At 51.5% G+C, this 18,880-nt stretch carries 16 protein-coding genes; 3 read left to right on the top strand and 13 right to left on the bottom strand.

The features are described from left to right. Positions 1–43 precede the first annotated feature (43 nt). The 3 genes from ABXT62_RS11525 to ABXT62_RS11515 form a co-directional block, all read right to left on the bottom strand. The gene (locus ABXT62_RS11525) at positions 44–1,630 is read right to left on the bottom strand and encodes an FMN-binding glutamate synthase family protein (RefSeq protein WP_415358204.1); all 1,587 of its coding nucleotides are present in this window, start codon (positions 1,628–1,630) and stop codon (positions 44–46) included. Positions 1,631–1,731: 101 nt separating this feature from the next. Then, the gene (locus ABXT62_RS11520; protein ID WP_415355435.1) at positions 1,732–2,430 is read right to left on the bottom strand and encodes a murein L,D-transpeptidase catalytic domain family protein; all 699 of its coding nucleotides are present in this window, start codon (positions 2,428–2,430) and stop codon (positions 1,732–1,734) included. A 140-nt stretch (positions 2,431–2,570) separates the two neighbouring features. Further along, entirely contained in the window at positions 2,571–3,515 is a 945-nt protein-coding gene (locus ABXT62_RS11515) for an alpha/beta hydrolase (protein WP_415355434.1), read from the bottom strand. A gap of 270 nt (positions 3,516–3,785) precedes the next feature. On the opposite strand from ABXT62_RS11515, the gene ABXT62_RS11510 reads away from it, so the two are divergent. Then, entirely contained in the window at positions 3,786–4,913 is a 1,128-nt protein-coding gene (locus ABXT62_RS11510; RefSeq protein WP_415355433.1) for a hypothetical protein, read from the top strand. Positions 4,914–4,997: 84 nt separating this feature from the next. Continuing rightward, positions 4,998–5,951, top strand: a complete 954-nt coding sequence (locus tag ABXT62_RS11505) for a ThuA domain-containing protein (protein ID WP_415355432.1) — start codon at positions 4,998–5,000, stop codon at positions 5,949–5,951. Here the strand turns inward: ABXT62_RS11505 and ABXT62_RS11500 are convergent. From ABXT62_RS11500 to recQ, 5 genes are all read right to left on the bottom strand, one after another. Beyond that, the gene (locus tag ABXT62_RS11500; RefSeq protein WP_415355431.1) at positions 5,861–7,078 is read right to left on the bottom strand and encodes a DUF1214 domain-containing protein; all 1,218 of its coding nucleotides are present in this window, start codon (positions 7,076–7,078) and stop codon (positions 5,861–5,863) included. The genes ABXT62_RS11505 and ABXT62_RS11500 overlap by 91 nt on opposite strands. A 38-nt stretch (positions 7,079–7,116) precedes the next feature. Then, positions 7,117–7,548, bottom strand: a complete 432-nt coding sequence (locus ABXT62_RS11495) for a nuclear transport factor 2 family protein (RefSeq protein WP_415355430.1) — start codon at positions 7,546–7,548, stop codon at positions 7,117–7,119. A gap of 36 nt (positions 7,549–7,584) precedes the next feature. Then, a complete protein-coding gene (arfB, locus tag ABXT62_RS11490; protein ID WP_415355429.1) occupies positions 7,585–8,010 on the bottom strand; it encodes an alternative ribosome rescue aminoacyl-tRNA hydrolase ArfB in 426 nt (141 codons plus the stop codon). Positions 8,011–8,049: 39 nt separating this feature from the next. Next, positions 8,050–9,234: a hydroxymethylglutaryl-CoA reductase gene (locus ABXT62_RS11485; protein WP_415355428.1), complete on the bottom strand. Its 1,185-nt coding sequence runs from the start codon at positions 9,232–9,234 to the stop codon at positions 8,050–8,052. A gap of 91 nt (positions 9,235–9,325) precedes the next feature. Beyond that, positions 9,326–11,140 carry a DNA helicase RecQ gene (gene recQ / locus ABXT62_RS11480; protein WP_415358203.1) on the bottom strand — a complete coding sequence of 605 codons (1,815 nt, stop codon included), beginning with the start codon at positions 11,138–11,140 and terminating at the stop codon, positions 9,326–9,328. Between the two features lie 113 nt (positions 11,141–11,253). Between recQ and ABXT62_RS11475 the strand changes: the two genes are divergently transcribed. Continuing rightward, the gene (locus ABXT62_RS11475) at positions 11,254–11,529 is read left to right on the top strand and encodes a DUF3144 domain-containing protein (protein ID WP_415355427.1); all 276 of its coding nucleotides are present in this window, start codon (positions 11,254–11,256) and stop codon (positions 11,527–11,529) included. 85 nt (positions 11,530–11,614) lie between these two features. Here ABXT62_RS11475 and ABXT62_RS11470 read toward each other — a convergent pair whose 3' ends face one another. From ABXT62_RS11470 to prsK, 5 genes are all read right to left on the bottom strand, one after another. Beyond that, positions 11,615–11,881 carry a hypothetical protein gene (locus tag ABXT62_RS11470; RefSeq protein ID WP_415355426.1) on the bottom strand — a complete coding sequence of 89 codons (267 nt, stop codon included), beginning with the start codon at positions 11,879–11,881 and terminating at the stop codon, positions 11,615–11,617. 301 nt (positions 11,882–12,182) lie between these two features. After that, a complete protein-coding gene (locus ABXT62_RS11465; protein ID WP_415355425.1) occupies positions 12,183–13,433 on the bottom strand; it encodes a pyridoxal-dependent decarboxylase, exosortase A system-associated in 1,251 nt (416 codons plus the stop codon). Next, entirely contained in the window at positions 13,430–15,034 is a 1,605-nt protein-coding gene (locus ABXT62_RS11460) for an acyl-CoA ligase (AMP-forming), exosortase A system-associated (RefSeq protein ID WP_415355424.1), read from the bottom strand. Before ABXT62_RS11460 ends, ABXT62_RS11465 begins: the two co-directional genes overlap by 4 nt. 117 nt (positions 15,035–15,151) lie before the next feature. Beyond that, on the bottom strand, positions 15,152–16,513 hold the full coding sequence (gene prsR / locus ABXT62_RS11455; RefSeq protein ID WP_415355423.1) for a PEP-CTERM-box response regulator transcription factor: 1,362 nt from the start codon (positions 16,511–16,513) through the stop codon (positions 15,152–15,154). Between the two features lie 6 nt (positions 16,514–16,519). Further along, on the bottom strand, positions 16,520–18,667 hold the full coding sequence (prsK, locus tag ABXT62_RS11450) for an XrtA/PEP-CTERM system histidine kinase PrsK (protein ID WP_415355422.1): 2,148 nt from the start codon (positions 18,665–18,667) through the stop codon (positions 16,520–16,522). Between the last annotated feature and the right edge of the window lie 213 nt (positions 18,668–18,880).

Genomic DNA, 18,880 nt, shown 5'->3' with positions numbered 1-18,880 from the left:
AAGACGCTAAACACTAAAATAGAATGACACCAGAGGAATGCACTCACAACTGAGGCGCAAACGTATCGGCCGAAGCTAATTCCCAGTCGCGGGCCCAGTCGTCTGGCACAACATCACTCAATAAAACATTCGCTGCAAGAGGTGGAAAAACGTCGTCAAAATGTTGGTTGATGCCATTTGCGCCGCGCCGCCAGATCAAATGAGGAAACATTTTTTTGGGGTCGTCAAGACCCATTGCGCCGATGATTTCGAAGGCTGACCGCAGTGTGCGCTGCTGAAAACTGGCAACCCGCTTGTGTCGACTCTCTACGTCCAATGCCTTTCCGCGCACTGGATCCTGCGTGGCGATACCGGTAGGACATTTGTTGGTGTTGCAGGCCTGAGATTGAAGGCAGCCTAGCGCCAGCATTATGGTGCGGGCTGCATTAACAGCGTCAGCGCCAATCGCCAACTTGGTGACTATGTCAAAGCCAGTTGCTGTCTTTGCCGACGAAATGATGCGAATTTTTCCACGCAGGCCCGTGCCGACTAGGCAGTTGTGCACGAAGTTTGTGCCTTCCAGACAGGGAACCCCTAGTCGATTGCTGAACTCTACTGGTGCTGCGCCGGTGCCTCCCTCGGCGCCATCGACTGTGATGAAGTCGGGCGTAATGCCGGTCTCGAGCATGGCTTTACAAATGGCTAAAAATTCATACTTGCGACCAATGCACAATTTAAAGCCCACGGGTTTTCCGCCACTCAACTCCCTGAGTTTAGTCACAAAATTCAGCAGACCTTTTGGGGTGCTGAACTCTCTGTGTCCAGGCGGTGAGATCACATCTTCACCCATAGGGACCAGTCTGATTTGGGCAATTTCGCTCGATACCTTGGCCGCGGGTAGCACGCCGCCATGAGATGGCTTTGCACCCTGTGATACTTTTATTTCAATCATCTTGACCTGGTCAAGCGTGGCTGAGGCTTTGAATGATTCTGAATCGAATCCGCCATCAGGTAAGCGACAGCCAAAATAGCCAGTACCGATCTGCCAGACGATGTCGCCACCCTGTCGATGATAGGGGCTGAAGCCTCCTTCGCCGGTGTTATGGTAGAAACCGCCCAGCTTTGCGCCCTTGTTGATTGCCATAATGGCGTTGGCACTGAGTGCACCGAAGCTCATGGCGGAGCAATTCAGGCGCGCAGCATTGTAGGGTTGGGTGCACTGGTCGCCACCAATCAACACACGTTTAGATTCCTCGAGCACCTCGGTCGGTGCGATCGAGTGTGCAGCGCCTAACCAGCCTGCTTGCGTGATGTCATGTGCGGTGCCGAAAGGTTGGGTGTCGTCCAGCCCCTGCGCTCTGCGGTAAACGAGATCACGCTCCTCTCTATTGAAGGGCAGTTCTTCGGTATCGCCGGCGATAAAGTATTGGCGAATTTCCGGGCGGATAAACTCCAGCGCGTAACGCATATAGGCCGCCACTGGATACAGTCGATTTAGCGTGTGAGGACTGAACCATAAATCATGTATACCAACCACCACGTACAGTCCAAGAATGAGGGAGATGACGTGAGCTGGGGCCCAATGACTGGATGCTATATAGATAGAGGCTGGGAAAAGTACCAGAGCAATAAACCAAAATAGTTTCTGCATGAACGTCACAATATATGCTCCTTAAAAAATACAGTTGTAGGATTCACAAAACCCTTTGAATTCGTTGTGCGTCTACCATGCTCATTCCTTGCGCATCTGAGTCACATGCTCGCAAAACGTAATGTTGCATTATGCGCTAACGACAGGTTTTCTTTTTTGCAGGTCAAGAGTTGGTTGGTGCCTGGCCCGTAGGCATAAATAAACTGGCCTAATTTTAGCGTGTCAATCATGGATTCGGCAATCTCGGCCCGTACTGCAGGGCAACCCCATGAGCGCCCCAGAAGACCTTGTACTTTTGCCGCGACGGGATCCACATAGGGCGCCCCATGCATAACGATAAAGCGTTGCAACGCGGACTCATTGAAGCCTTTACTTAACCCCTGCAGTCTCAGTGAATAGCCATTGCCGCCTTGATAGGTTGTCTGTGTCAGAAATAAACCTAAGCTGGTTTGATGGCTGCCCTCACGATCTGAAAATGCGTTGGGAATGTCACCGCCAGAACCCTGACCATGCGCAACATGCTCCTTGAATAATAATGTCCGATTGTTCAAATCAATTACCCACAGACGCTGCTGCTGAGAGGGGATAGTGTAGTCGATAATAGCCAGGCGGCTGGCCGATTGTCCAACACCATTATTCTGCGCGCATTTCATAGCGGCAACGGCTTCTGCTATTACGGCAGGGTTCAGTGTTGGGGCGAGGCCGCTTACCAGGGCAGAGTCATCAGCCCTTGCCTGCATAGTGGCAAGCAAGCCGAACGCCAGAGCCGGCAATAAGCGCATGATGATTATCTTGGTCACAAAGTCTGCATTCAAGTTGCCTAATCAAAATTAACCACGCCACAGTGTATAATAAATGTTAATTAATTCAATGCGATAGTGTCGATATGCAGTGTTTTTTTAATTAGTTCAGTGCTTACCTAAAGTAGTCATAGCGTCATTTAATCATCGGATGGCGCAAATGCCTGATTGAGGAAAGCAATTCTCGCCAGCATTGAGCGTTTTGAAATCTCACTCTTCGCCATGGCATCATAACCATGCACTGTTTGTTTGGTTTCGTTGATGAAAACCTCAATGCCTTGCTGCTGCAGGGCCGCAATATAGCTTAGACCCTCATCTCTGAGCGGGTCAAATTCAGCCGTTTCCACATAGGTCATTGGCAGGTGGTGCAATTGCCCATGGCCGGGGGCCGCATAGGCAGGGATAGCTGTTTCTCGGTAGCGGCTCAGATACATATCCCACATGTGTCTGTTGGAGCGGGCATTCCACACCGGCACGTCGACAAACTCGGTTGCAGACGGCGTTGAGCAAGTGTTATCCAGTACCGGATAAATCAGTAGCTGTGCGCAGAGTTTGATGAGCTTTTCGTCCCGGGATTTTTGTGCCACGCCTGCTGCTAGCGCGCCGCCGGCACTATCGCCTCCGACGGCGATGCGATTAGCGTCAATGCCTAAACTTCCAGCCTTTGTGATGACCCATTCTAGGCTAGCGTAACAATCGTCGAAGCCACCGGGGAATGGATGTTTGGGTGCCAGTCGATAAGGGACAAAGAGTACGATGCATCCCGTTTCATTGGCATAGCGTTCGCAGCTTTGTAGGTGGAGGCTTGCATAGGTGATTCCGAAGCCGCCACCATGGTAATAAACGAGGGCAGGGGCAGGAACCCGTGCCGCCAGGTTATGAGGTGTCATGGTGAAAATCTTCAGACGACTACCATCGGCTCTTGTGATGATGTGATGCGCGACCGTCAGCTTGAGTGAGCGCCTCGCAAAGAAACACTGCGCTTTCATGGCCGTGTTAATTAACCACAGTAGCACTGCGTTGAAAGTTAAGGTCACCACGGGAAATTTTTCGAAGTCGGGATGGATGTCGTATTTTTTATTCATAGTGTCTATTTTCTATGTTGTTGATATTTTCTTGAGAAGAAATACCGTCAAACGATCGTGTCGTATCAAAATAGGCTACTTTGCAGCAGTCGTTTTTTGTAACCAAGCCGTTATTGGCGGTTGTAGCTAATCTGTTAGGCCAGAAGGTTGCTTTCAATCGGGCGTCGAGTTTGATTTATTATACATGCTTACTGGGATTTTGATCTCAACTTGTCGATAGCGCCGATGTGGTCCATGCTGGGCAAAATAATGCTATGGACGTCTATTACTATGCTATCCAAATTTGATGATTACCCAATTCACCAGACCGCAGAGCCTGTCTTTCATACCGCCTCAAGTGATCGTTTTTTCTATGATCGTTACTGGTATAACGGGCATGCTCAGGACGGCAGCTTTTATTTCGGTGTGGGGATGTGCCGCTACGCTAACCTCGGCATCCTCGATTGTAGTTTGAGTTTGGCTATAGACGGACACCAGTACGCCTTTCACGGCTCGCGCAGAGCCCCCCAGGAACCTACTGACACCACGGTAGGTCCCTTTGCGTTACAGATACTGGAGCCGATGGGACGTCATCGAATCCTGATAGAGGCCAATGAAACGGGTATAGAGTGCGACCTGCTGTTTACCCCCCGCACCGCTTGTATAGAAGAGGGGCGTCAGACGCTGCGCAACGAGCGACATATCGTGATGGACGCGACTCGTCTCGATCAGTTTGGCTTCTGGTCAGGCTGGATTCGCTACGACGGTAAAGAGTTGAAGGTTGATGGGCGCACGACCTTCGGTTTGAAGGATCGCTCCTGGGGCATTCGCCCCGTGGGAGATGCCTATACCGGCGGCGCACCCTTGGCTGAGTATCAGGCCGTGCATTTTTGCTGGATGCCGATTCACTGGGAGAACGAGTGCAGCCTTGCGGGTTGGTTTGAAGACGGCAACGGCTACCAGTGGCACACGGACCAAGCATTTTTGCCACACTACTCCAGTATGGACGCGATTCCAGGCACCATCGACCCTCAGGCTCGCGTATGGCAAGGTAAGGTAGAGCACCAGCTCAATATGATTCCGGGTACGCGGCGCGCCCGCTCAGCGACCATTACCATGCACGACCGATCCGGTGAAAGTATGGAAGTGCATTTGGAGCCGGTGCTGGTGCATCGCATGAAAGGCCTGGGTTATCAGCATTCTCAGTGGGGTCACGGTAAGTGGCAGGGCGAGCTGGCCATAGCAGGCGAAAGTTGGAAGGACAGTGATCTAGATCCGCTGGCGCTGGAGAATCTGCATATCCAGCAGATCGTAAAGGCAACGTGTGGTGATAAGGTGGGTCATGGTGTGCTGGAGCAGATGCATTTAGGGCCGTCGACAGTACTGGGCTTCGACGACTGGTTTGACGGTACAAAATAATCATAAGTAGCTCAATCAACGCACGATAAGCTAGTTTTGTTGGCATAGTTTGATCAGACGAGTCATCCAGAGGCGTAGAAAAAAATGGCCAAACGTAGAAGTTTGCTGACTAGATTTTTGAGAATGGTGTTGCTGCTCGGGCTGGTGCTTGTTGGCGTGTCTTTGGTAGTGGTCTGGCAGGTAGGCGCCTGGAATCTGGTTTTTCCATCACATCATCACGATATTGTGGCGCCCGTTATTCCGTCAGATATGGTGTCTCCTGCTGTTCTGGTGTTCAGCAAGACCAACAGCTTTCGCCACACAGAGGGTATTGCCGGAGGCGTAAAGGCGCTGCAGACCATAACGGGAGCTCAGCAGTGGGGGATGTTCCATACGGAAAACGGTGCCGTGTTCAATGAAAACGATCTGGCCCGTTTTGACGTGGTAGTTTTTCTAAATGCTTCTGGAGATGTGCTCAGTGACGAACAGGAGGGTGAGTTTCAGTCATGGCTCCAAGCGGGTGGCGGATGGCTGGGGATTCACTCAGCGGGTGATGATTCACATTCCGAGTGGCAGTGGTACACAGACAACCTGATCGGAGCGACCTTTACTGCCCATATCATGGGCCCTCAATTCCAGAGCGCCACTGTTGTCATGGAGAATCAGGCACACCCGGTGCTATTAGACATGCCTGATACCTGGCAGCACGAAGAGGAGTGGTACTCGTGGGAACAAAGCCCGCGAGTAGAAGGCTTTACTGTTTTAGCCTCTTTAGACGAAGCCTCCTATAGCCCGGTGCAGAAGTTTATGGATTATGAGCGAGACCTGCGAATGGGCGATCATCCGGTTGTGTGGGCTAACTGCGTGGGCGATGGGCGCAGTGTTTATGCCGCCATGGGGCACAAAGCAGAATCCTTTGAGCAGCCCGTTTTTCGGCAGTTGATCCTTAATGCCTTGAGCTGGCTAATTTATGCAGAGGCTTGTCCGTTTTTGCCAGAGCCCGATGACAACGTAATGACCTCGGTTTCCAGCGCTGGAATATCCCCTTCGGGTAATTGAAAGCGCCAGAACATGATGCCGTAGGGTCGCCCTTCGGTGTCCAACCAGTTAGGGCGTCCCGGGTCTCGGTGTGCCACGATCATTTCGAAGCTGCCGTCCTCGTTGGGCACAGTTTGCGTTCTATTCAGTGAGATACTGCGTTCCTCGTAGTTCAGGGTCTGCAGGAATCGATTGAATAACACCACATTGGCAAATCGGCACTTTGGAAAGCGGCCTCGGATCAGCAGTGCCTGATCCGGGCCGAGTACAAACGGCGCCATGCTGTACACGTTGTCGCGGGCAGCATAGGTGATGGAGTCGTGGGAGTCGTCTTTTTTCGGTGGCATAAACTGATTGGGTACTCTTGATACCCACGATGGACTGTTTTCATTGTTCATTGTAATCACGTTGCCGCTCACAAACGTGGTGACGCGCTGGATGCCTGCGGCGATCTCGGCATCATTCGGTGACTGTCGAGGTGCTACTGACTCAAGATTGCGAATATCGACCGGAATGTGGTGTAAGCGATCGTTGTTGATGCAGTGCTCACGCTCATAATAATGCCGTGTGGTAATGCTGGCGGCCCCCTTAGCCATCGGCATCCAGTTGCCCTCGGCTTTTTCTGCGCTAAGAATAATGTCGTAATCGCCATTTTCGTCCGCCTTGAACTGGGTATCATTGAGGGTGGACCCAATGCCGTCACTGCCGCTATCGGCCGCTAACTCTATGGTGAAGCTGGTGTAGGTGGCGCCGGCGAGATTGCCTGTAATGCGGTAGCTGTGCTGGTCATCAATAACCGCTGAGTAATACCTTGCATCCGGGTTGTCTCCCAGCATCTTCTTGTGCTGATTGATAAAAGGGGTAAAGAACGGTCTGGCAGGATCCGCTTCGAGCCAGGCCTGCAGCGCGTGCATGAGGACGTGGAGCATGACACGGTGCGCCTCGGCGAAATCTTGCGGCGTACGCAACTTCCATTCGGGGCTTGTGAATGCGATTTCGAGGTTGTCCAGCGCCTGTTGCAGTTCTGCCAACGCTTTCGCAGCAGCGCTGTCGGGCTTCCCCTGAGCTACGGCGGCCACTGTTGGCGCAAGGATTCCTCCGATCAGGCCGCTCAGGGCGACTCCCTTCAATAATTCGCGACGTTGCATAGGTTGTCTCCTGGTGACGGATGGCTGGATATCAGTGGTTACACTTTTTGTCGCTCGCTCAGCGGGCGCTGCCCACCGCACAGGACATCTGTGACTCGCTCGGTGTCCATATATTCCTTTAGTCTGATTAATTTACCTGATTGAAATTCAAACAGGAAATGGTATTCATTGCTGTAGGTCTGCCCGGAAATATGTTCTCCCACACTGGTCGCCTCGACAGCGACCTTGTCACCTTCGCCGACCATATTCAAAATAGTAAATGTGAGTCCGTTGGGGAATACGTCAAAAATTCCGCCTGCCGAAGCCGCAACCTGGTCACGCGAAAAAACGCCGGATATCAGCGTGTTGCCCATAGTTTGGACGCAGCCGTCGGCGGCATAAGCATCAACGATGAACGCAACGTCCCCACGGTTCAATGCGTCAAAAAATTGCGTGACGATTATTTTGTTAGAATCACTGATGTTATGCATAACTGAACTCCGATGGTCGTTAGCGTAGAGGTTAGCTTAGAGGTTGGCAGAGTCAACTCGGCCGCGTCGGGATTTGAGTTGACCGCGTTTTGTTTTACTGTCCACTCGCTTTCTCTGACTACTGCGAGTGGGCTTGGTGGGTTTACGTCGTTGACGTGTCACACTGGCGGCTCTTATTAACGCACCTAAACGGTCTAGCGCATCGCCACGATTTTTTTCCTGACTGCGAAAGCGCTGAGCCTTGATGATAATGATGCCATCGCTGGTAATGCGCCGGTCATTGATTTTTTTCAGGCTTTCTTTGTACGTTTCTGGCAATGACGATGCTCCGATATCGAATCGAAGGTGAACGGCCGAGGAGACTTTGTTGACATTCTGTCCCCCTGCACCTTGCGCACGTATAGCCTGAAACTGAATGTCCGCCAGTGGAATGCTAACCTGGTTCGATATTTTCAGGTTCATAGTGCGACAGGATGCATATTGGGTAGCGATTCGCAATTACTAGCGGTTTCGTCCCAGTTTTTCATGTGCGTCAACCCATTCGTTGGTGCGAGTTTCCTTGTCAATCTTAGCCGCAGCGCTCAGTGAAATTTCCCCCGCCAACACCAGTCCGGCGGCGATTTCTGCCAATTTTAGAGCCCTACCTGGGCCAAAACAATCCATTATCTGCAGGCATTCGCGTTGAGTGGGCAGTGCAGTGCCGCCCCCGTAGGTGGCAAGAATCAAAGCGGGAAGCGTAATGGAAAAATAATAGTCTCCATCACGAGTGACCTTGTTATAGGTAGAGCATTGGTTGGACTCGCCGATATTGGCAACGTCCTGTCCGGTCGCAAGGTAGAGAGCAGCGAGGCCGTTGGCAGGGTGGGCAGCGTTGTTGGACGAGTTGGTCAAAAAAGCACTCAGGTTGCTAATGCCTTGGCCATAGTGCATTTGCTGCGGCGAAATGCGCAGGTTTTTTTTCATCACGTCGGCGGGGATGGTGATCTCCGCGGTGACTCTTCTGCCGCGTCCCTTTAGCATATTGACGGAAGACGTTTTCTTTTCCGTATCGAAGTTTCCCGACAGCAGGTAGTGGGATAATGCTTTGAACTCTTTGTTGATCCACTCACAGGCAGCGAATGTGGCCTTGCTAGTCATATTCTGTCCTGCAGCGTCTCCTGTGCTGTAATCAAAGCGTGTAAAGACCATATTATGGGCGTGGTAGTGCTCGATCTCATTCAGTTTGCCCACCGAGGTGGTTGATTCTGCTTTTGCCTTGATGTGTTCAAAGTGTTCATCCAGCCAGAGTCCGAAGTCGCGCGCTTCCCTCGCGCTGGGGAAAACAAAGACAGGTGCTCGTTGCATGGCCTCGCCCGATACGGTGGTGATGACGCCACCGCTTTCCCTGATAACGCGCATGCCCCGGTTGTAGCTGGCTAGCATTGTGCCTTCTACAGTGGCCATGGGGACGTAAAACTCGCCTTTGGCATGTTCACCATTGACCAGCAATGGGCCTGCTAGACCGATGGGAATTTGGGCCACCCCAAAAATATTTTCGATATTTCCCGCCATCTCAGCAGGATCGAACGAAAATTGCTTTGTGTGCTCGAGTTTGGCGGGTGTATTCTCTTCGATGAAGGCCTGACGCTCGCCTATGATCTCGAGGCTGTAATCATCATTATTGGATCGGGGTATTTTTTTGCTCACACTGATGACCTCGCTGAGAATTAGGCGTTGAAATTACCCGATTAGACAGCGTTGGTCAATTTGACGCGAATTTTTAATGGTGGCTTTACAGTCAGCCTGCCGCACCAAAGGTATGTTGAAAATGTCTCTCAATGACCTGCAAAAAGGCCTCCCCATATTTTTTTAGCTTGCGCTCGCCAACACCTGGAATCTGTCCGAACTGCGTTGGATTGCGGGGGAGGGCGCTACACATTTCTTTCAAGCTGCGATCGTGAAAAATAACGTAGGGGGGAACACCTTGCTCCTCTGCCAATTCGCGTCTGCATTCTCGCAGTGCTTCCCATAGTGTAATATCGATATCACTGGGCAGTGCCGTTTTGGTTTGCTGTCGCGCGGTTTTAGTGGTGGTTTCGCGGCGCAACATTATTGCCTCTTCGCCGCGTAATAATGGACGACATTTCTCCTCCAGGCGCAGTGCGCCGAAACGCTCCATGTCGACGTTCAAGTATCCCCGGCCTACGAGTTGTCTGAACACCGAGCGCCACTGCTTGTTGTTCAGTGCCGTCCCAACGCCATGGATGGGTAGATGGTGGTGATCAAACTGCAATACTTTTGCATTCTCTGCCCCGCGCAATACATCGATCAGGTGATTGACTCCGAAGCGCTGTCCGGTGCGATAAACAGCGCTAAGTGCCTTGCGGGCCGCATCGGTGCCATCCCAGGTGTCGATCGGTTCAAGGCAAGTGTCGCAGTTACCGCACGGCTTGGGCTGGGGTTCGCCAAAATAGTTTAGTAGGGCCTCACGCCGGCAGGTGGTGATTTCGCACAGGCCGAGCATGGCATTCAAACGGTGTTGCTCTGCCCGTTTGTGTTCTTCACTACCCTCGGAGGAGGCCATCATTTGTCGCAGTTTAATCACGTCCTGCAGCCCGTAAATCATCCATGCGTCAGAGGGTTCGCCATCCCGGCCAGCGCGACCTGTCTCCTGATAATAGGATTCAACCGTCTTGGGCATATCCATGTGTGCGACGAAGCGCACATCAGGCTTGTCTATCCCCATGCCAAAGGCGATGGTGGCAACGATGATAATGCTATCTTCGCGCAGGAAACGCGTCTGGTGGTCAGCTCGAGTATCAGAGGGTAGACCTGCATGGTAGGGCAAGGCGTTAAACCCTTGGTCTTGCAACCAAAGCGCGATTTCTTCTGTTTTTTTGCGAGACATACAATACACGATCCCGGCGTGATGTTGATGCCCATCCTGTAAAAAACGCAGCAATTGCGATCGGGGGTTGTCTTTGAGTGCGATACGATAGTGGATATTGGGTCGATCAAAGCCGGCAATAAACTGTCTGGCCCTGCTCAGATCCAGCCGCATAATAATTTCGGCGCGTGTGCGCGCGTCCGCTGTGGCGGTAAGGGCTATCCGTGGAATATTGGGGAAGTGTTGATGTAAAAGGCTTAATTTCAGGTAGTCAGCGCGAAAATCATGTCCCCATTGGGAGACGCAATGTGCTTCATCGATGGCAAATAACGCTATATCAGCCTGCTGCAGTAGAGTGAGGCAGCGTTCCTGAGTGAGGCGTTCCGGGGCGATATACAGTAGATCAAGATTGCCGGACAGTAGATCCTCTTCTACTGCCCGTGCTGCCCTGACGTCCAGCGTAGAGTTAAGGAAGCTCGCGCGAACGCCAAGTTGCCTCATGGCGCTGACTTGATCTTGCATCAGGGCGATCAGGGGAGAGATAACGATGCCACATCCGTCTCTGGCCAAAGCGGGGATCTGGTAACAGAGGGATTTACCTCCACCTGTGGGCATTAATACAAGGGCATCACCACCCTCGATGAGGGTCTGAATGATTTCGCTTTGGGGTTCTCGAAAAGATCCATAGCCAAAGACAGATTGTAATATTTTTTGGGCATTGCTCATGGCGATGGAGTATACCGCAGTGGCGGCATCACACCGGAACATTAGCCCAAACGTAATACTAAATGGTAAAATACTGCACTGTATACATGATGAACTAGGAGTCGAGATTAGCCATGAGCAAGACAGACGTAAAAACCGATTATCAAATTCACCTTGAGTGCCTGAACCGTTTTGTTGACCTTGCCAATAGCATTAAGGATGAGGGTGTTGATATTAAGATGGTTGCCCATGGCCTGATGTCAGCCTCTGGTTACTATACGACCTATGCTATTGGCGGAAATGGCGGGGGCCTAACAGATTCTGGCGTGGAGAAGGTCACCGCTACCTACAAGAGTGAGCTGGAACGCATACAGAAGCTCAAGAAAGAGCAAGTTGATCCTAAAGTTTAGTGCTTTTGTGCCAAAGTGCCTATTGTTACCGGCTCAGCGAGCTTATGTTCTTAGCTGGCAGCGTCCACCGGCAATGTGGTGAGGTTCAGGCTGCTGCTCGCCGATCGGTCTGTGTGCGACGATCGTTGGCCACCAGAATGCCGTTGGCGGCGAGAGGAAATGTTACCGGCTTGCCATCCCGGCGATCTTTGGAGCTGCGCGGTACCAAGCGCAGCGCCGGGTTAGCGGAGTCCATCGCATTACGCTTCTTATCTTGTGAAGCATAGTTTCGGGACGTCACAGCAACAACATAGGCGGCTATGACAATAGCCGCAGAGCCAGCTATACCGAGAATAATTAGTATTAAATCCATCACCTATAATGCCCTATAAATACCTGTGGCGGAAGCCTAATCCATTAGAGCAATATTCGAGCCAATTCGGCTATAACCTTAGTTTACAACAACTTAATGGGTTGGTGGTATTTGAAAAACTGAGAATGCTCAGAAAGTGTAAAATTTTCTGACATTTATGGGTTAGAGCAGGCTCTAACCTGAGTCGATGAACCCAGCGATGCCCACGGCAATGACGACGTTTGATTAGAAACACGGGTTGTGGCTAATTTAGGGCCAAGGAATGATTCTCCAACATGCACAATGCTAGTGTGCCGAGGATCTAGAGCAAAATCTCTGTCGGATGAGGGTGGCTCAGGAAATCTTTTGGACTGGCGCTGAATCCGTACGCCCCGGACTGGAATACCACTATGAGGTCTCCCGGACCCGCCCGCGGCAGAATAACCTTATTGCCCAGCACATCCAGTGGGGTGCACAGTGGTCCGACGACGTTGACCACCTCCAGTTCATCCGCAGATATTCGATTACCCAGGCACAGGGGGTAGTTTTTCCGAATGATTTGGCCGAAATTTCCCGAGGCAGCGAGATGGTGGTGCAGGCCGCCATTGGTGATAAGGAAGGTCTGCCCACGAGAGACCTTTCTATCAACCACTTCGCAGACGTAAATACCTGCTTCGGCTGCGAGATAACGGCCCAGTTCCATTACGATTTCTGCTCCTGGAAGCTTTTCCTGGGCGGTCTCGATCAGAGACGATAGGTTGGCTCCGATGGAGGCTAAATCCAGACGTTGCTCTCCAGGGAAGTAGGGCACGCCCAGACCACCACCGATATTGAGCCAACGCACAGGTGACGGGGCGAATTGGGCGAGACGGAAGGCGAGTTCGAAGGTCTTAGTTTGGGCTTCGATAATGGCCTGCTCACGCAAATTCTGTGAGCCGCTAAAAATGTGGAATCCCATGAATTCCAAGGGCAGTGTTCCGAGGGTCTCCAGCATCGCGGGCACGCATTCGGCATCTACCCCAAAGGGCTTGGGGCCGCTGCCCATTTTCATGCCAGCCGACTTGAGCTCAAAATCAGGATTGATACGAATAGCGACACGTGGGCGGATGGGCTGCCCCTCAACCAGTGCCGCGATACGCAGCATTTCAGCATTGGACTCCATGTTGATGATCACCCCGCTGTCCACCGCAGCTTGTAGATCGGCATCTGATTTCCCCGGGCCGGCAAAACTGATGTTGGCTGGTTTAGCGCCAGCCTCTAGGGCTACCTTCAGTTCGCCTGCAGAAGCCACGTCCAATCCCTCAGTAATTCCTGCCAGATACCGTACGACCTCAGGCATGGGGTTGGCCTTCATGGCATAGTGCAAGTGGATTTCAGCCGGCAGTGCCGCGCGTAACTGCTCTACCTGCGAGCGCATCACCGTGCGGTCATAGGCATAAAAGGGAGTATTACCCACCTGCCTAGCGAGATCGACAAGTGGTTGCCCGCCGATTCGCAGGCAATTATCTGCGACTTCGAACTGATTCATTGGTGCATGCTTCGGTGTTTCAGCCATACTTTTTATCTTGCTCATGGTGAATCATCCTGAAACATAGTTTGATACTGTTCAGACAGCATGCGTCGGTCGATTTTACCGTTGGCGTTATGGGGTAGCGTGTCTTGCACGGTGACTATTGCGGGCACCATAAAATTCGGCAGTTCTGTGCGACAGCGACTTAAGACTGCATTTTTTAGGGTGTCATCTACCTTCGCGCCTAGAGCAGGGGTAACGACCAGCAGTATGGCCTGACCGAGTGCAGCATGAGGTAATCCCATAGCCACTGCTTCGGTGACCAGGCCGGTACCGTGGATAATGTCTTCTATCTCTGTGGGACTCACCCGATAGCCAGACGTCTTGATCATTTCATCGTTGCGGCTGATGAAGTAAAGGTAGCCTTCCTCATCTTTCATTACCTGATCGCCAGACCATACGGCCAATTCTGTGGAGGCCATCTCGGGCGAGCTATGCGGACAGGGCTTAAAGCGTTCAGCTGTCTCATCGGGATCATTCCAGTAACCCAGGCTCACCAGTACGCCGCAATGCACCAGCTCACCAGGTTCGTTGGGCGCACACTCCCTGCCTTCTGCGTTAATCACTAGGATCTGAGCATTGGGAATCGCTTTGCCGATTGAATGTGGGCGAACATTCACCTGATCTGGAGGCAGATAGGTTGAACGAAAGGCTTCAGTGAGGCCGTACATCAAGAAAATATCGGTCGACGGCAGGATTTGTTGCAGCGTCCGGGTAGTTGATACTGGCATGGCACCACCCGTGTTAGTGATGTAACGCAATGATTGTGTTGCTTGGACTGGCCATTCAAGCTCTTTGAGCTGATTCCAAAGTGACGGTACCGCCGCTAAACCAGTGATCCTGTAGCGCACCACCGCCCGCAGTACATCGCGGGGCAGTAGGTAGTCCATCAGGACGACGGCAGCACCTACTGAAAAGGCCGTGGTGAGCTGGCTGAGCCCCGCATCGAAGCTAAGGGGCAGCACCGCAAGTACGCGGTCAGTAGAGGAATTACCCAAATAACCGGTGACACTGTGCGCTCCGGCCACCATGTTGCGATGGGACAAGACTACACCTTTGGGGCTGCCGGTACTGCCTGAGGTGTACAAGATAGCGGCCATATCGGTGTCGATACGGCGGTGCGGTTCCACGTTGTCGCCGGATAAGTCACAAAACCCTTTGTAGCCTATAAGTCGTTGTGGGAGCGGGGTTGCCTCTTCTGGCGCCTGATCTTCTGCCAGAACGATCGTGTGTAGATCAGGACAGGTATCACATACCCCCACGAGTAAAGCCAGGCGTGGGGCAGACGTAATCAATACTTTGACATCGCAGTGGGTAAGGATATACGCGACTTGATGCGGTTTAAGTAGCGGGTTGATGGGCACAAAACAGGCGCCGGCTGCCGCGGCGCCAAACAGACTGAACACGGCTTCTGGTTGCTTCGGTAGATACACCGCAACCCTCTCTCCAGGACCGATTCCTAGACCCAATAGTGCGTTGGCGGCCTGCTCCACCCTGTGTTGCACTTGCCTGTAGGTGAATGTCTGGTCCTTAAATAGCAGCGCGGGTGCGTCTGGCGTGACCTGCGCACTGTGGGGAATAGACTGATGAATCAGGTCTGGCATTGCGATAAAATCGATGGGGAGAGCTCGTCTGCGAGAGGTCTTTATTGTAGCTTAATTGAAGCACGACGATAGGATGGATTATGCGATGAATATGTGCCAACGACAATGCCAGGATGTCTAGTGTTGTATTCCCATACGTTCCAGTAGTTTGTATAGGGTTGGCCTGGTAATTCCCAGCACATTGGCTGCTTCGGTTACATTCTGGTTGGTGTGGCTCATGGCCTGAAGTACAGCAGTATAGTCCGCCTTGTCTCGTATCACCTTGAGGGTTTCCAGGATGGGCTCTTCCTTACTGCTGGCCAATTCGAGGCCCTCAGCGCTTATCTGGCTGCCATCAGCCATAATTACCCCGCGTTTTACGCGGCTCTCCAGTTCACGCACGTTGCCTGGCCAGTCATAGGCTGCCATAGCCGCGATAGCTCCAGCGGAAAAGCATTTTGCAGAGCTACTATATTCCTTGCTCCACTGATTGAGAAATGATTTGGCCAATAGAAGAGTGTCGCCTTCACGCTCTTTGAGACTTGGTATTTCGAGCACAATGTCACTAATACGGTAATATAAGTCTTCGCGGAACAGACCCTTTGAAATCAAGTCTTCCAAGTTCTGGTGTGTGGCACAGACGATACGTACATCCACGGGAATTTCCGTACGCCCCCCAATGTGTTCTACCACTCTTTCCTGTAGGAAGCGCAAAAGTTTAGCCTGCAGTTCCATGGGCAGGTCCCCAATTTCATCTAGAAATAGGGTGCCCTTATCCGCATACTCAATCTTCCCTGGTGTCTGTTTCACTGCACCGGTAAAAGCACCTTTTTCGTAGCCGAAGAGCTCACTTTCTAGTAGATTCCCCGGTATCGCGGCACAGTTGATGGCCACTAACGAATGGCCAGCTCGTGGGCTCAACGCGTGCAGAGCCCGCGCGCAGAGTTCCTTGCCGGTTCCGCTTGCTCCCAATACTAATGTGGTAATGTCTGACGGGGCTATTTTTTCGATCGTACGACAGACTTTGAGCATTTGGGGGCTGGATGTAATGATCCCCATTAAAGGCATGTTCTGATTATGATTCTGAAGTCTGCGATTTTCGAGTTCCAGTGCATTCACATGGTAGGCGCGGTCCACGAGTAGAGCCAGCATTTGCCGGTCGGCGGGTTTTTGGTGAAAGTCATAGGCGCCCAGTGCAATGGATTTGACTGCGTTGGCGTAATTATCATCTCCGGTAAGAATGATGACTTTGGTTGCAGGTGTGAGTGAAAGAATTTCACTCAGGGTAGCGAGTCCCTCGGTGACACCGCCAGGATCGGGCGGCAAGCCTAAGTCCAGTAAAACGACATTCGGTTCGATACGACGCACCTGATTAATAGCTTCCGCGCGATCGCCAGCGATAGTCACCTCGAAGTCATCAAAGGCCCAGCGTAATTGGCTTTGCAGCCCCTTATCGTCTTCAACAACCAGCAGTTTCCTTTTGCTATCTTTCAATGGCAATCTACCTTAAGAAATGGGGGATGCATGCCGGGCACCCGCTTGGTTAACACAGGGTATGAGTACGCGGAATATAGAACCCTGCCCCACTGCACTTGTCACGTTTATTTCACCCCCCAGACTATGGATGAAATCGCGGCTCTCAAATGCGCCTATACCCATACCTGTCAGGCCCTTTGTGGAGTCGAAGGGCTTAAACAGACGGTGTCGGATGAACTGTTCATCCATTCCCGTGCCGTTATCCTCAATTTCCACGATGGCAAAGCCCGATCCGGTCAATAGCCGGACAGTCACTTCCCCTCTCTCGTTGGTTGCTTCTTGGGCATTTTGTATCAAGTGTTCAAATACTGTTCGCAGCCGATCACTGTCACACGCCAATGTTAACGTATTATCCACCACTGTGAGTTCGGGGGTGGGGCTTTGAAGTTTACAGGCATCCACAGCGTTTTGCAGTAATTCCATCAGTTTGAATTCTTGTTGTTGTGCCCGCAACGTCTCACTGCGCAATTGCGTCATTAATTTACTCATTCGGTCCACCGTATTGCTAACGGTATCAACCATGTCATCAATAAATTCAGGATTTCTCTTATGCTTTTTTGCATTTGCAACGATCAGAGAAAGTTGCGCGAGAATATTTTTGAGGTCGTGGATGACGTAGGCTGAAAGGCGGTTGAACGCTTCGAATTGACGCGACTCAACCAGTGCCTGGTCGGCCTGAAACTGCGCTAGGTGACTCGCTGCCTGCTTGCCGGCCACTTTTAGTAGATCCCTGTCCTCCCAGTTGAGGTCTCCTGCGATCTCAGATTCGCGAAGCAACACAATGCCTTGCAGCTTGTCGCCAAATAAAAGCGGTATAATCAGCCAGGCGTTAGGAATAGCACTTATCATCGCGGGCATTGCGAGATTTGCATATATGTCTGGATCACTTTGCCATTCTCGTAGATCAATAATCCATTCATTGGTTCGTAGCCATTCAGGCAGTTCGCTTAAATTGATATCCGTTAGAGGGATTGGCATATCCCAGTTGGCCGCAATAGTGAAACGTCCGCCATCGGTTCTGCTCCAGAGGACTCCTCCTGGGCTTTTGGCTAGGTTGGCCATAGCGCGGGTGATATTTTCAGGGATGTCGGTCTTGCCGCTCGCAAGAATTTCAGTGAACTCCAGCCATTCAACTCGGTAATCATATTTGTAACTGAAGAAATTTTTGCTTAGCCACACCCTGAAGCTGGCCCGGATTCGTCCAGAGAACAGTAACACAACCAAGGTCAAGCCAGCGGCACACAAAAATGTGATTTGCAATATGCCACCCCAACTGCCCCCCAGATAGCGAATCGAATAGCCTGTCAGGGCCATTGCAATGAGGTAGACACCCGAGGCCATCAAGGTGAGAGCATGGAAGGCAAAATGTCTTGAAGTGCGAAAGGCTTGCTGGTTCGCTATAACCTCTTTGCCAGCAGTGCGGCTAACGCTGACGCCAATTAGGATGGCCGCCATTGCGCTAATAAGCCCTCGTGCTTGCCACGCATTCTGATTCAGCTGGCGGAACAGAAGTCCCTCTGCATACATAAAAAGATCGAAAGCGAACAATATACCTAGACCCAGACACAGTTGCTTGGTGAGCCAGAGTTCAGCATCATTACTATTGCGGTAATATTGTTCCAGCAGTAACAAGCTCACAATAGACATTGCAAGCCAACCACCGGAGTTTGCATACAAGGAAATATTGAAGAGTGAAGGCATCTTCTCCAGCAGAGGATCAATGCTGATGAGTAAAACGACAATCATGGTAAAACTTAGGTAATACCAAGGGACCCATCGATTGCTTGCCAGTATGTGATCGGTGCCTTGTAATCGTAAGGAAAGTAGCTTTAGCAAAACAAATATCCAAGCGCCGTTACGAGCCGCCTCGGCCAGTTGTATCAGCAGCAAAATGGGGTTGGGCAGCAAGGTTGATATAGCGACGACTGCTGCCCATGCCGCGGTCAAAATGCTCGCGGTCAGCAGGGCGTTGCCCACTGGATTATGTCGTCTGGAGATGGAGATGAATATAACGAGGGTAATAAAGGCGAAAAAAGCAGTGCCGTAGCTGTACAGGCCGATGTTGCCGACTATGCCGACTTGAGTCTCTAATTTAGGAATTAGAAAGTCGAATGCCACGTTATGTCCCTCGATAGAAATATTCAGAAGCAAACACTATACTTCTGTTTCGCTGGTGTAAATGCTGGTATGAGTGACGAGAGAGGCATTGTATAAGATAACTGGCGTACTCAATTGAGAATAATGACAATAAACATTTTATTGTTTAGGCCTGTTTGCTAGCATCCAGAGTGTCAGGCTGTGTCAAAGACGTACAAGTCTTGCATAAATAAT

The sequence above is a fragment of the Halioglobus sp. Uisw_031 genome (assembly GCF_047729875.1).
Taxonomy (GTDB): Bacteria; Pseudomonadota; Gammaproteobacteria; order Pseudomonadales; family Halieaceae; genus Marimicrobium.
The sequence above is the reverse complement of the archived record's forward strand: the minus strand, read 5'-3'. Positions and strand labels throughout refer to the sequence as shown.

Bases quoted from the DNA above. Each gene is read 5' to 3' on its own strand.
- ABXT62_RS11525 (WP_415358204.1), bottom strand. From the start codon at position 1,630: ATGCAGAAACTATTTTGGTTTATTGCTCTGGTACTTTTCCCAGCCTCT.
- ABXT62_RS11515 (WP_415355434.1), bottom strand. From the start codon at position 3,515: ATGAATAAAAAATACGACATCCATCCCGACTTCGAAAAATTTCCCGTG.
- ABXT62_RS11510 (WP_415355433.1), top strand. From the start codon at position 3,786: ATGCTATCCAAATTTGATGATTACCCAATTCACCAGACCGCAGAGCCT.
- ABXT62_RS11505 (WP_415355432.1), top strand. From the start codon at position 4,998: ATGGCCAAACGTAGAAGTTTGCTGACTAGATTTTTGAGAATGGTGTTG.
- ABXT62_RS11500 (WP_415355431.1), bottom strand. From the start codon at position 7,078: ATGCAACGTCGCGAATTATTGAAGGGAGTCGCCCTGAGCGGCCTGATC.
- ABXT62_RS11495 (WP_415355430.1), bottom strand. From the start codon at position 7,548: ATGCATAACATCAGTGATTCTAACAAAATAATCGTCACGCAATTTTTT.
- arfB (WP_415355429.1), bottom strand. From the start codon at position 8,010: ATGAACCTGAAAATATCGAACCAGGTTAGCATTCCACTGGCGGACATT.
- recQ (WP_415358203.1), bottom strand. From the start codon at position 11,140: ATGAGCAATGCCCAAAAAATATTACAATCTGTCTTTGGCTATGGATCT.
- ABXT62_RS11475 (WP_415355427.1), top strand. From the start codon at position 11,254: ATGAGCAAGACAGACGTAAAAACCGATTATCAAATTCACCTTGAGTGC.
- ABXT62_RS11470 (WP_415355426.1), bottom strand. From the start codon at position 11,881: ATGGATTTAATACTAATTATTCTCGGTATAGCTGGCTCTGCGGCTATT.
- ABXT62_RS11465 (WP_415355425.1), bottom strand. From the start codon at position 13,433: ATGAGCAAGATAAAAAGTATGGCTGAAACACCGAAGCATGCACCAATG.
- ABXT62_RS11460 (WP_415355424.1), bottom strand. From the start codon at position 15,034: ATGCCAGACCTGATTCATCAGTCTATTCCCCACAGTGCGCAGGTCACG.